We start from the raw sequence: 12,593 nt of genomic DNA, 5'->3' as shown, positions 1-12,593 counted from the left end.
CGCGCCGGACTGACAAAGCACCGAGAAGGGCCTGTTCGGATGACTACCTGGGAGTACGTCACGACTCCGCTGATCGTTCACAACACGGCAGCCATCCTCAACAACTGGGGATCCCAAGGATGGGAGCTCGTCCAGGTGGTGCAGGGCCCCGAAGGCGGCCTGGTGGCATACCTTAAGCGCCCCGTCGGAGCCGACGCGTGACCGAGGCGCCGTCCGCCGTCGAGGCTCGCCTCGCCGAGCTCGGCCTCTCGCTGCCCTCGGTCGTCCCGCCCGTCGCGGCCTATGTGCCGGCGGTGCGCACGGGGGACTACATCTACGTCTCCGGTCAGCTTCCGATGGTCAGCGGCGCGATGCCCGCATCCGGCAAGGTCGGAGAGGGCGAGGATCTCGTCTCACCCGAGGCGGCCAAGGAGCTGGCGGGGTATTCGGCGCTCAACGCCATCGCGGCCGCGACCGCGGTGCTCGGTGCGGGCGAGGCGCTGGTCGGCGTGGTCAAGGTGGTCGGCTTCGTGGCGGGCGCCCCTGGCTTCATCGGCATCCCCACCGTCATCAACGGCGCATCCGAGCTCTTCGGCTCGGTGTTCGGCGAGGCGGGACGGCACGCCCGGTCCGCGGTCGGCGTGGCCCAGCTGCCCCTCGACGCGTCGGTCGAGGTCGAGGCGATCTTCCTGGTCGGCGCCGTCTAGCCGTTCCCGTCGTACAACCCTCGTCTTCCGAGCTGCCCAGTTCTGCCGCCTGAAACGCGTTCTAGGCGGCAGAACTGGGCAGCTCGCGAGAGGGCTACTTCTTCTTGGCCGCGGCCTTGTCCGCGAGCTTGTCGCCGATCGCCTGCATCACGGTCGCATCGGCGAGGGTGGTCGTGTCTCCGACCGCCCGGCCCTCGGCCACATCGCGCAGCAGCCGGCGCATGATCTTGCCCGATCGGGTCTTCGGCAGCTCGCTCACCAGGAACACCTGGCGGGGGCGGGCGATCGGTCCGATCGTCGAGGCGACGTGGGAGCGCAGCTGATCGGCGGCACCCGGCTCGGCGGCAGCGTCTGAGTGACGCGAGCGGATGATCACGAAGGCCACAACCGCCTGCCCGGTCGTCTCATCGTTCGCGCCGACCACGGCGGCCTCGGCGACCCACGGATGCGCGACGAGCGCGGACTCGATCTCGGCGGTCGAGAGCCGATGTCCGGAGACGTTCATGACGTCGTCGACCCGGCCGAGCAGCCAGATGTCGCCGTCCTCGTCGCGCCTCGCCCCGTCGCCGGCGAAGTAGAGGGGTCCGTTCTCGACCTTCGCGAACTTCGACCAGTAGGTCTCGACGAACCGGTCGGGGTCGCCCCAGATGCCGCGGAGCATGCCCGGCCACGGCTGGGTCACCGCAAGCAGGCCGCTCTCACCTTTGCCGACCTTCTTGCCCTTGTCGGTCAGGACCGCGACGCTGATCCCGGGGATCGGCACCTGCGCGGCACCGGGCTTGGTCTCGGTGACACCGGGGAGCGCCGAGATCATGATCCCGCCGGTCTCCGTCTGCCACCAGGTGTCGACGATGGGAGTGCCGCCGCCGATGACCTCGCGGTACCAGAGCCACGCCTCGGGATTGATCGGCTCTCCGACAGACCCCAGCAGGCGGAGGGAGCTCAGATCGAAGGACTGGGGGATCTCGCGGCCCGACTTCATGAACGAGCGGATCGCGGTCGGGGCGGTGTAGAGGATGCTGACCGCGTGCTTCTGGATCAGCTCCCACCAGCGACCGCCGTGCGGGGTGTCCGGGGTGCCCTCGTAGATGAGCTGGGTGGCGCCATTGGCGAGCGGGCCGTAGACGACGTAGCTGTGGCCGGTGATCCAGCCGATGTCCGCCGTGCACCAGTACACGTCGGACTCCGGGTGCAGATCGAAGACGCTGCGGTGGGTGAACGCCGTGTGTGTGAGGTAGCCGCCGGAGGTGTGCAGGATGCCCTTGGGCTTCCCGGTGGTTCCCGAGGTGTAGAGGATGAAGAGCGGATTCTCCGCATCGAACGACTTGGCGACGTGGTCGGCGTCCATCAGAGCGATCTCGTCATGCCACCAGAGGTCGCGACCGGCGGTCCACTCCAGCTCCTGGTCGTCCGGCCAGGCGCGCCGCACGACCAGCACCTTCTCGACCGTCGTGGGCTCGCCGGCGAGCGCCGCATCGACGGCGGGCTTGAGCGGGCTGATCCGGCCCTTGCGCCAGCCGCCGTCGGCGGTGATGACGAGCTTCGCGGCCGCATCGTCGATCCGCGACCGCAGGCTCTCGGCACTGAAGCCGCCGAAGATCACCGAGTGGGTCGCACCGATCCGAGCCACCGCGAGCATGGCCACGATGGCTTCGGGGATCATCGGCAGATAGATGGCGACACGATCGCCCTGGCCGATCCCGAGGCTCGTCAGCAGATTGGCTGCGCGCTTCACCTCGGCCGTCAGCTCCGCGTAGCTGATCCGGCGGACATCTCCGGGCTCGCCCTCCCAGATCAACGCGATCCTGTCGCCGTTGCCCGCGAGCACATGCCGGTCGAGGCAGTTGTAGGCGACGTTGAGCTCGCCGTCGGCGAACCAGCGCGCGAACGGCGGTTTGCTCCAGTCGAGGACCTCGGTGAACGGACGGTGCCAATGAAGCAGCGAACGCGACTGGTCCGCCCAGAACTCGAGCCGGTCCGCTGCGGCCTCGGCGTACAGGTCGGCCGAGGCCACCGCGCTCGCCCGGAACTCGGCGGACGGGCTGAATCGCTGACCGTCGCGCGGACGGGATTCCGCTGTCAGGGCCGCGTCGTCGGGAAGGGGTGATGTCTCGGGCATGACGCTCCTTCGCGCGGACCATGGCCGCTGATCGGCGGCCAGCACGACTGTACCCCCGGCTCCCGCGGAGGCCGCACGGAAGGTTTCGCCGGGTTGCGACACGCCCAGGAAACGCTGATGTTCTGGGGCCTTGCGCGCTCCCCCGAACGGGGTACACTGATGCTGTCGAAGTTGATTTGACACGCAGCGTGAGAGATTCCCCCCAATCCGGCGTTGCTGTGGCGGCACCTGTTCCCCCCAATAGGTGCCGCCCCTTCTCGTTAAAGCGCGACTCTCGACTGCGCTGCTGCAGCCCGCGTTCTCCCGGCTCGACCGGAGCGTTCGTCCACAGGCGTCGCTGAACGCGGGTTCTGCACAGATGGCACCTGGTCCGCCTGCGCCGCAGATGCTCGACCTACCGTGACCGCGTGATCAGCGCACCCGAAGGCTTCGTCCCGCGGCCTCGCCGTCAGACCCTCGCCGGACGCGGTCCGCTCGCTCCCTCGCCCGAACGCGACGTGCCGCCTCGAGCCTCCCCGAGCTCTTCCGCGCATCGTTCGACTCATGCACTGCTGGGATCGCTGGCGGCATTCGCCGCCCCCGGAGTGACCGACCTGCTGGTGAACGGCGTCGCGGGACTGTGGATCGACCGCGGCGGGGGACTGCTCCGCGCCGCCGACTGGCCGCGACTCGACGAGGATGCGGTCCGCGAGCTCGCCGTGCGCCTCGTCGCCGCCGGCGGGCGGCACATCGACGAGGCGACCCCCGCCGTGGACGTCCGGCTGCCCGGCGGGGTCCGCGTGCACGCGGTGGTGCCGCCTGTCGCGGTCACCGGCACCACGATCTCCGTGCGCCTGGCCGGTCCGACCCCGTGGAGGCTCGATGCCCTGCGTGCGTCCGGCATGGTCACGGCGGCGCAGGCCGATCGACTGATCGATGCGGTCGCGCAGCGGCGGAATCTCCTCATCACCGGCGCAGCCGGCACCGGCAAGACCTCGCTTCTCGCCGCCCTGCTGGCCGAAGCGCCGCCAACCGAGCGGATCGTCACCATCGAGGACGTCGCCGAGCTGCGGATCGACCATCCGCACGTCGTCGGCCTCGAGGCCCGACAGCCCAACATCGAAGGAGCCGGCGCGCTCGCCGTCGATCGTCTGCTCCGCGAGGCGCTGCGGATGCGCCCCGATCGCATCGTGCTCGGCGAGTGCCGGGGCGCGGAGATCCGTGAGCTGATCACCGCGCTCAACACCGGGCACGACGGAGGCGCGGGCACCCTGCACGCCAACTCGCTGGATGACGTGCCGTCCCGTCTCGAGTCGCTCGGCGCCCTCGCCGGGATGAGCGCCGACGCGATCGGCCGACAGGTGGCGAGCGCGATCGACCTGGTGGTGCACCTCGAACGCAGAAGCGGCGGGCGCCGGATCGCCGCGATGGGGCGGCCGGAGATCGGTGACGGTGGTCGACTCGAGGTGACGGCCGAATGACCGTGCGACCCCGGTCGATCCTCGGGAGACGGGCGCCGGAGGCGCACAGCGATCCGGCACGCACTGTCGAGCGTCTCGCGGCCCTGCTCGGAGCGGGTGTCCCGGCCTCCACCTGCTGGCGGCTGCTGTCGGAGGACACCCCGGACGATCCCGTGCTCCGGGCGGCGGCGGATGCCGCGGCGCGGGGCGAACCGGTGGCGGATGCCATCAGCGACAGCCTGCCGCGGCTTCCGAGCTCGGAGCGCGCGGCCTGGTCGGCGACCGCGGCAGGCGTCGCGGTCGCATCGCAGGCGGGCGCCCCGCTGAGCGATGCGCTCCGCGTCGTGAGCGAGCGGCTCGCCAGCGTGGCCGAGACCGGACGCGAGACGGAGATCGCGCTCGCCGGCCCGCGGATGACCACGCGTCTGGTGCTCGCGCTGCCGGTGCTCGGCATCCTCGGCTCGAGCCTGCTCGGCTTCGACGCATGGGCTGCGCTGATCGGAACGCCGTACGGACGGATCGTCGGCGCCGCGGGCGTCCTGCTGCTGATCCTCGGAGCGCTCTGGTCGCGGGCGTTGACCCGTCGGGCGCACCCGTCCGCGGCGGCGCCGGGCTTCTCGCTCGAGCTGCTGGCCATCGCCGTCCGCGGCGGGGGCGCCCTGGATGCGGCGCGACGCACGGTCCGTCGGGAATGCGATCGGCATGCGGTGCCCATCGATGAGGAGGCGATCGACGGGTGCCTCCGATTGGCCGGTCGGGCGGGCGCCCCGGTCTCCGGACTGCTCCGTGCCGAGGCCGCGCTGCTCCGCTCGGTCGGCGCGGCGGACGACCGGCGACGGGCTGCGGCTCTGGGAGTGACGCTGCTGCTGCCCCTGGGAGCGTGCGTGCTGCCCGCCTTCATGCTCCTCGCCGTCGTCCCGTCGATCATCGCGGTGGCGACCTCGACGCTGTCGGGGTTCTGAGGCGCATCGGTCGCTCACAGGCGGCAGAGGCGATCAGTTCTGCACAGATCGCACGTGACCGCGGTTCTGCAGGATCCGCCGATGTCAGAGTCGACCTGCTCGTGCCGTCCGACGCGACTCCGGTCGCACCCCGAAAGGTCGACGACAGATGACCCATCCCTCCCCTTCCCCTCTCGAGACCGCCGCGACAGGCGCGTCTCCCACCACCGCACGGCGGCTGCGCGCGACCGTCGAGCGGCTCCGCGACGACACCGGCGCGGCGACAGCCGAGTTCGCCGTGGTCACCATGGCGTCGGTCGGCTTCGCCGGCCTGCTGGTGGCGATCCTCAAGTCGGAAGCAGTGCGCACGCTGCTGCTCGACCTCATCAAGCACGCGCTCTCGTTCGCGGGCTGATCCGACCGTGACGGCGCACGACGAGCTCGGCACCCGCGAACGGTGCTCACCGCTTCCGTCCCGAGCGGGCGACCGGCTCGCTCGAGACACCGGCTCCGGCAGCGCGACCGCCGAGCTCGTCGTGCTCCTCCCCGTGATCGGCGCTCTGCTGCTGGCCATCCTGGCGGGTGCCCAGGGGCTGATCGCCAACGCCGCCGTCATGGATGCGGCGGCGAGTGCGGCGCGGCTGGCCGCCCGCGGAGACGCGATCGAGCCTGCGCTCGACCGATTCGACGGAAGCGGGCGGGCGGTCCAGTGGTCCCAGCGTCGACAGGACGACTTCCTCTGCGTCACGGTCCGCCTGGCACCGCGGCCCGCGGCCCTGATCTCCTTCCCGACGGAAGCGGTGTCATGCGCGCTGGTCGCCGAATGAACCGAGCGACGTCTGGCTTCCCTCCCGGGCGAAGACGCTCCGGATCCGATTCGCAGTCCGGCTCGACCGCGCCCCTCGCATTGGGGCTGGCGGCCTGCCTGGTGCTGATCGCCGTGCTGCTCGTTCCTCTATATAGGGGAGTGGTCCTGACCCGCTTCCTCGCGGCGGCAGCTGACGCCGCCGCGCTCGCCGGGGCCGACTCGGCGTCGGGTCTGGAAGCCGGATTCCCCTGCGAGCGAGCCGCTCAGTCGGCGGCTCTCAGCGGTGTCCGCCTCGAGGAGTGCACGGCCCTCGACGGCATAGTCACGGTCACCGTGAGCGGTGAGCTGCTGGGTCAGCGCCTCCGCGTCGAAGCGCGCGGAGGTCCTCCGGTGTGTGTATGGTGTGCCTGACGAGCCGCCGCCGGCTTCGTATCGCGCCCATCGACCCGATGGACCTCGCTCAACCATCTCCAGATCCGGATGGAAAACACCGTGCCCACCAGCAAGAAGCTCGTCATCGTCGAGTCGCCCGCCAAGGCGAAGACGATCGGCGCCTACCTCGGCGCCGACTACGAGGTCCTCGCGTCCGTGGGTCACATCCGCGACCTGATCGAGCCGAAGAACCTCCCGCCAGAGCTCAAGACAGGCTCTCTCGGCAAATTCTCGGTCGACGTCGAGAACGGCTTCAACCCGTACTACGTCGTCTCCGACCAGAAGAAGAAGACGGTCGCCGATCTCAAGCGCGCGCTCAAGGACGCCGACGAGCTCTACCTCGCGACGGATGAGGACCGCGAGGGCGAGGCCATCGCCTGGCACCTGCTCGAGGTGCTCAAGCCCAAGGTGCCCGTGAAGCGGATGGTCTTCCACGAGATCACCAAGGACGCGATCAACCGGGCCAAGGACAACACCCGCGACATCGACACCGCTCTGGTCGACGCCCAGGAGACCCGCCGCATCCTCGACCGTCTCTACGGCTACGAGGTGTCTCCCGTGCTCTGGCGCAAGGTGGGGCCGGGCCTGTCCGCCGGTCGCGTCCAATCCGCCGCCACCCGCCTCGTCGTCGACCGCGAGCGCGAGCGACTCGCCTTCGTCACCGCGAGCTACTGGGACCTGACCGTCGACTTCGCGCCGCGCTCTTCGGACGCGCAGACCGGCGCCGACAGCTTCACCGCCAAGCTGCAGCGACTCGACGGCCAGCGGATCGCCAAGGGCGGCGACTTCGACGACAAGGGCGTGCTCGCCTCTGGTGTCCGCGCGCTCGACGAGTCGGCGGCTACTGCGCTCGCCGAGGCGCTGCGCGACGACGCCACCGTCTCCACCGTGACCTCTGTCGAGTCCAAGCCCTACACCCGGCGCCCCGCCGCGCCGTTCACGACCTCAACCCTGCAGCAGGAGGCCGCCCGCAAGCTGCGCTTCTCGGCGAAGCAGACGATGAGCGTCGCGCAGTCGCTGTACGAGAACGGCTACATCACCTACATGCGGACGGATTCGCCTTCGCTCTCCGAGCAGGCGGTCTCCGCGGCTCGCGCGCAGGCCAGATCCCTCTACGGCGCCGACTCGGTGCCCGAGAAGCCCCGCGTGTACACGGGTAAGTCGAAGAACGCCCAGGAGGCCCACGAGGCCATCCGCCCGTCCGGCGAGCAGTTCCGCACTCCTGCATCGCTCGAGCGCGAGCTGCGCGGCAACGAGGCCCGCCTCTACGACCTCATCTGGAAGCGCACCGTCGCCTCCCAGATGGCCGACGCTCGCGGCTCGACCGCCACCGTCACCATCGAGGCCAAGCCCGCAGGCACCGACACCGTCGCCCTGCTGACCGCGAGCGGAACCGTCATCACCTTCCGCGGGTTCCTGCAGGCCTACGAGGAGGGCAAGGACGAGGAGCGCGCCTCCGAGAAGGACGCGGCCGCCGACGCCAAACTTCCTCCTCTCACCCAGGGCCAGTCGCTCGCTGTCGTGGAGGCCGAGGCGAAGGGCCACGAGACCTCGCCGCCCCCGCGCTACACCGAGGCGAGCCTGGTCAAGGCCCTCGAGGAGCTCGGCGTCGGGCGGCCCTCCACCTACGCGTCGATCATGTCGACCATCGTCGACCGCGGCTACGTGACCCCTCGCGGAACCGCCCTCGTGCCCAGCTGGATCGCATTCTCCGTGGTCCGTCTGCTCGAGGACTACTTCGGCGACCTCGTCGAGTACGACTTCACCGCTGCGATGGAGAGCGATCTCGACCGGATCGCCGACGGCGAGCAGGACCGCGTCGACTGGCTGAGCGGCTTCTACTTCGGCAACGCCGAACACCGCGGCCTGCGCAACGTCGTCGACAACCTCGGCGAGATCGACGCGAAGAGCATCAACTCGATCCGCATCGACGATGACGTGACTCTGCGCATCGGCAAGTACGGGCCCTACCTCGAGGTCCTCGAGGACCCCGAGCAGCCTCCCCGGCGGGTGAACCTGCCTCAGGACCTCGCGCCCGACGAGCTCACTGCCGCCAAGGCGCATGAGCTCATCGACGCCCCGGTGCAGACCGACCGCGTCATCGGGGTGAACCCCGAGACCGGCAAGGAGATCGTCGCGAAGGACGGCCGCTTCGGTCCGTACGTGACCGAGCTCGAGCCCGAGCCCTCCGAGGAGCTCTCGGCCGCGGCGAAGAAGAAGCTGCCGAAGCCCCGCACGGCCTCGCTCTTCAAGACGATGGACCTCGCAGAGATCGATCTCCCCACCGCCCTCAAGCTCCTCGACCTGCCCCGCGTCGTCGGCGTCGACCCCGAGTCCGAGGCGGAGATCTCGGCACAGAACGGCCGCTACGGTCCGTACCTGAAGAAGGGCGAGGACACCCGTTCGCTGACCAGCGAGGACCAGATCTTCGAGGTCACGCTCGCCGAGGCCCTCGAGCTCTTCGCCCAGCCCAAGTACGGCGCCCGCCGAGCGTCGTCGGCGCTCAAGGAGTTCGAGAACGACCCGGTGAGCGAGAAGCCGATCAAGATCAAGGACGGCCGCTTCGGAGCGTACGTCACCGACGGCGTCACGAACGCGACCATCCCGCGCGGCGAGACCATCGAAGAGGTCGACTTCGAGCGTGCCGTGCAGCTGCTCGCCGACAAGCGCGCCAAGGGGCCGGCACCTGCCAAGAAGGCCGCACCCAAGAAGCCGGCCGCCAAGAAGCCGGCGGCCAAGACGGCTGCGGCCAAGGCTCCCAGCACGCGGGCGCCCCGTAAGACGGGCGCGAAGTCCGCGACATGACCGGGCTGTTCCTGACTCTCGAAGGCGGAGACGGCTCGGGCAAATCGACTCAGGCCGCGCTGCTGGAAGGCTGGCTGCGCTCGATCGGGCGCAGGGTGCTGCGCACCCGCGAGCCTGGGGGCAGCGACCTCGGCATCGAGCTGCGCGAGATCGTGCTGCACAGTCGGGGCGAGATATCGCCCCGCGCAGAGGCGCTGCTCTACGCCGCCGACCGCGCCCACCACATCAGCACCGTCGTCCGACCGGCGCTCGCCCGCGGCGAGGTCGTCGTCCAGGATCGGTACCTCGACTCGTCCGTCGCGTACCAGGGTGCCGGTCGGGTGCTGGACCCGGGCGAGATCCGCAGCCTCTCGCTCTGGGCTGCAGAAGGGCTGCTGCCCGATCTGACCGTGCTCCTCGACCTCGATGAGGAGCATGCCAGGGCCCGGCTCGACACATCCCGCACTCGATTCGACCGCCTCGAGGCCGAGAGATCCGACTTCCACCGTCGCGTGCGCGACGGCTACCTCGCCCTCGCTGAGGCCGAGCCCGCGCGCTTCCTGGTGCTCGACGCGACACTCGCGCCCGAGGCCCTCTCCGAGCGGATCCGCGCTCGGGTCGACGGGCTGCTGCACGCGTGAGCGAGATCTGGAGCGGACTCGTCGGCCAGACCGATGCGATCGCCACGATGCGACAGGCATCCGACTCGGCACGCACCGGCGAGGGCTCCATCGGCGCCATGACCCACTCCTGGCTCATCACCGGCCCTCCCGGGTCAGGGCGGTCCAACCTCGCCTATGCGTTCGCGACCGCGCTGCTCTCCGACGGGACCCCTGAGGGCGACGCCCGCACCCGCGCGATGGTGGCCGCGCGGACGCATCCCGACCTCGCCGTGCTGAGCACGGAGCGGGTGATCATCTCCATCGAGGAGGTCCGCGGGCTGCTGTCGTCCTCGCAGTACTCGCCCTCCGTCGCGCGCTACCGCGTGATGGTGATCGAGGACGCCGACCGCATGACGGAGCGCACCTCCAATCTGCTGCTCAAGGCGCTCGAGGAGCCGCCTCCGCGCACCGTGTGGATCCTCTGCGCGCCGAGCGAGGCCGATCTGCTGCCCACGATCCGCTCACGCGTGCGGGTGGTTCGACTGCGCACCCCCGAAGCTGCCGATGTCGCGCAGCTCCTCGTCGAACGGGATGGCGTGGATCCAGAGCTCGCCCTCGCCGTGGCCTACGAATCGCAGAGCCACATCGGCATGGCGCACCGGCTGGCCACCGATGCCGATGCGCGCGCCCGTCGGGCCGAGACCCTCGACGTCGTGCTCGGCCTCGACAGCGTCTCCGCCGCGGTGCACGCGGCGGCGCGACTGCTCGCGATCGCCGGCGATGACGCCAAGGCCATCACCGAGCAGAAGGATGCGGAGGAGCGGGCATCCGCTCTGCGCTCGCTCGGCGTCGAGCCGGGGGGCACGGTGCCGCCGGCGCTGAGGTCGCAGCTCAAGGCGCTCGAGGAGGACCAGAAGCGCCGGGCCACCCGCAGCCTCCGCGACGGCATCGATCGCATCCTCGTCGACCTCCTCTCCCTCTACCGCGACATCCTGCTCGAGCAGCTGCACGCCGGGCTCGAGCCCGTCAACGTGACCGCGCGCGACGCGATCGCGCGCGCGGCCGCCGCGAGCGACGAGACCCGTACGCTCGCGATCATGGATGCCATCGCCACCGCGCGTCGTCGGATCGAGGCCAACGTGCCGCCCGCGCTCGCCCTCGAGGCGATGCTCGTCGCCGCCCGCACGGTGCGCGCGTGACGCGCGACCCGTCGACCGGACGCCCTGCCCTTCGGCGCACTGCGCTTCGCGTGGCCGCCTCGGCCGCCGTCGCCGCGCTGACCCTCGGGCTGCTCAGCGCGTGCTTCCTCGCACCGAATCCGCGTCCGACCTCCACCCCGTATCCCGAAGAGGTGACTGCCGGACTCGAGCCGTACTACCAGCAGACCCTTGTCTGGTCCGGCTGCGGGGATGGCATGCAGTGCACCACGGCGACCGCGCCGCTCGACTGGGATGCGCCCGACTCGGCCGATGACATCGAGCTGGCCCTCGTGCGCCACCTCGCCTCGGGCACGCCGCAGGGGTCGCTGTTCATCAACCCGGGTGGCCCCGGTGCCTCGGGCTACGACTTCGTCCACGACAGCCTCGACTTCGCGGTCGACTCCGACATCCAGGCCGCCTTCGACGTGGTCGGCTGGGATCCGCGGGGAGTCGGCAGATCATCCGCCGTCCAATGCCTGGATGGCACCGATCTCGACGAGTACCTGTTCGGCGACTCGGATGCTCCCGTGGATTCACCGGAGTACGTGGCCGAGACCACGAAGGAGACGGCCGAGTTCGTCGACGCCTGCACCGAGAGGACGGGCCGGCTTCTCGAGTTCGTCGACACCGCCAGCACCGTGCACGACCTCGACATGCTGCGTGCGATCGTGGGCGACCGCCGGCTGAACTACCTCGGCTACTCCTACGGCTCCGACATCGGAGCGCAGTATGCCGACCGATTCCCGGACAAGGTCGGCCGGCTCGTGCTCGACGGAGCGACGGATTCGACGCTCGACGAGTTCGACGTCTCGCTCGCCCAGACGGCCGCCTTCGGGGACGCGCTGCGCGCCTACCTGACCGATTGCCTCGCAGGAAGCGACTGCCCGTTCGCCGGCGAGACCGTGGATGAATCGATCGACGACATCGCGGTCCTGCTCAAGAGACTTGAGTCCGCTCCGCTCCGCGGCGACGACGGCCGCGAGCTCAACGCGTCGTACCTGTCGACCGCCATCCAGTCGGCGCTGTACAGCGAGGAGACGTGGCCGTACCTGAGCGACGCCTTCACCGAGATCAAGGCGGGCCGATCCCGGACGGCCTTCCTGCTGGCCGACAGCTACGTGGACCGGGACGAGGACGGCACGTACTCGTCCAACTTCTTCGAGGCGTTCATCGCCATCACCTGCGTGGACTATCCGGTGGAGACGGATCCCGCCGTCCTGGCCGAGCAGCGCGACGAGATAGCCGCCGCAGATCCGATCTCCGAGCCCGATGATCTGAGCGCGCTCGGCGATCTGACCTGCCAGACCTGGCCGTACCGGTTCCGCGGACAGCTCGCTCCTGTGACGGGGGCCGGCGCGGCACCGATCGTGATCCTGGGTACGACGGGCGATCCAGCGACTCCGTATCAATGGGCTCAGGCACTCTCGACACAGCTCGAAAGCGCGGTGCTCGTGACCTACGTGGGTGAGGGGCATCTCGCCTACGACGAACGGGACCCGTGCATCGTCAAGGCGGTCGACGACTACCTGATCCGGGGGATCGCGCCGGACGACGGACTGACCTGCACGCCATGATCTGCTCCC

Annotated in this window: 12 protein-coding genes; 11 read left to right on the top strand and 1 reads right to left on the bottom strand. The window is 70.1% G+C overall.

Annotated elements, in window-relative coordinates:
• The first annotated feature begins 39 nt into the window (after nucleotides 1-39).
• Nucleotides 40-201, top strand: a complete 162-nt coding sequence (gene sp36, locus E6C64_RS19220) for a Sp36 family protein (RefSeq protein ID WP_199241006.1) — start codon at nucleotides 40-42, stop codon at nucleotides 199-201.
• On the top strand, nucleotides 198-686 hold the full coding sequence (locus tag E6C64_RS09755) for a RidA family protein (RefSeq protein ID WP_136427307.1): 489 nt from the start codon (nucleotides 198-200) through the stop codon (nucleotides 684-686). Before sp36 ends, E6C64_RS09755 begins: the two co-directional genes overlap by 4 nt.
• A 94-nt stretch (nucleotides 687-780) precedes the next feature.
• Here E6C64_RS09755 and acs read toward each other — a convergent pair whose 3' ends face one another.
• Nucleotides 781-2,805 carry an acetate--CoA ligase gene (gene acs, locus E6C64_RS09750; protein ID WP_136427306.1) on the bottom strand — a complete coding sequence of 675 codons (2,025 nt, stop codon included), beginning with the start codon at nucleotides 2,803-2,805 and terminating at the stop codon, nucleotides 781-783.
• A 407-nt stretch (nucleotides 2,806-3,212) separates the two neighbouring features.
• Between acs and E6C64_RS09745 the strand changes: the two genes are divergently transcribed.
• From E6C64_RS09745 to E6C64_RS09705, 9 genes are all read left to right on the top strand, one after another.
• Nucleotides 3,213-4,265 carry a TadA family conjugal transfer-associated ATPase gene (locus tag E6C64_RS09745; protein ID WP_438941851.1) on the top strand — a complete coding sequence of 351 codons (1,053 nt, stop codon included), beginning with the start codon at nucleotides 3,213-3,215 and terminating at the stop codon, nucleotides 4,263-4,265.
• A complete protein-coding gene (locus tag E6C64_RS09740) occupies nucleotides 4,262-5,206 on the top strand; it encodes a type II secretion system F family protein (RefSeq protein ID WP_136427305.1) in 945 nt (314 codons plus the stop codon). Before E6C64_RS09745 ends, E6C64_RS09740 begins: the two co-directional genes overlap by 4 nt.
• 148 nt (nucleotides 5,207-5,354) lie before the next feature.
• Nucleotides 5,355-5,600 (top strand): DUF4244 domain-containing protein, encoded by a 246-nt coding sequence (locus E6C64_RS09735; protein ID WP_136427304.1) that lies wholly within the window; start codon nucleotides 5,355-5,357, stop codon nucleotides 5,598-5,600.
• A gap of 7 nt (nucleotides 5,601-5,607) precedes the next feature.
• On the top strand, nucleotides 5,608-6,012 hold the full coding sequence (locus tag E6C64_RS09730) for a TadE/TadG family type IV pilus assembly protein (RefSeq protein ID WP_136427303.1): 405 nt from the start codon (nucleotides 5,608-5,610) through the stop codon (nucleotides 6,010-6,012).
• A 101-nt stretch (nucleotides 6,013-6,113) separates the two neighbouring features.
• Nucleotides 6,114-6,404, top strand: coding sequence for a hypothetical protein (locus E6C64_RS09725; RefSeq protein WP_199241005.1), 291 nt, complete (start codon nucleotides 6,114-6,116; stop codon nucleotides 6,402-6,404).
• A gap of 81 nt (nucleotides 6,405-6,485) precedes the next feature.
• Nucleotides 6,486-9,230 carry a type I DNA topoisomerase gene (gene topA / locus E6C64_RS09720; RefSeq protein WP_136427302.1) on the top strand — a complete coding sequence of 915 codons (2,745 nt, stop codon included), beginning with the start codon at nucleotides 6,486-6,488 and terminating at the stop codon, nucleotides 9,228-9,230.
• A complete protein-coding gene (gene tmk / locus E6C64_RS09715; protein WP_136427301.1) occupies nucleotides 9,227-9,850 on the top strand; it encodes a dTMP kinase in 624 nt (207 codons plus the stop codon). The genes topA and tmk overlap by 4 nt, the downstream gene beginning before the upstream one ends.
• A complete protein-coding gene (locus tag E6C64_RS09710; RefSeq protein ID WP_199241004.1) occupies nucleotides 9,847-11,010 on the top strand; it encodes a DNA polymerase III subunit delta' in 1,164 nt (387 codons plus the stop codon). The genes tmk and E6C64_RS09710 overlap by 4 nt, the downstream gene beginning before the upstream one ends.
• Entirely contained in the window at nucleotides 11,007-12,584 is a 1,578-nt protein-coding gene (locus E6C64_RS09705) for an alpha/beta hydrolase (protein ID WP_136427300.1), read from the top strand. The genes E6C64_RS09710 and E6C64_RS09705 overlap by 4 nt, the downstream gene beginning before the upstream one ends.
• Nucleotides 12,585-12,593 lie beyond the last annotated feature (9 nt).

Origin of the sequence: Naasia lichenicola (assembly GCF_004801885.1) — a bacterium.
Lineage (GTDB): Bacteria > Actinomycetota > Actinomycetes > Actinomycetales > Microbacteriaceae > Naasia > Naasia lichenicola.
Note: the sequence above shows the minus strand (reverse complement) of the source record. Positions and strands in the feature narration are given on the sequence as shown.

Excerpts from the sequence above, each read along its gene's own strand:
- acs (WP_136427306.1), bottom strand. The coding sequence starts at position 2,805 with ATGCCCGAGACATCACCCCTTCCCGACGACGCGGCCCTGACAGCGGAA.
- E6C64_RS09735 (WP_136427304.1), top strand. The coding sequence starts at position 5,355 with ATGACCCATCCCTCCCCTTCCCCTCTCGAGACCGCCGCGACAGGCGCG.
- sp36 (WP_199241006.1), top strand. The coding sequence starts at position 40 with ATGACTACCTGGGAGTACGTCACGACTCCGCTGATCGTTCACAACACG.
- tmk (WP_136427301.1), top strand. The coding sequence starts at position 9,227 with ATGACCGGGCTGTTCCTGACTCTCGAAGGCGGAGACGGCTCGGGCAAA.
- E6C64_RS09740 (WP_136427305.1), top strand. The coding sequence starts at position 4,262 with ATGACCGTGCGACCCCGGTCGATCCTCGGGAGACGGGCGCCGGAGGCG.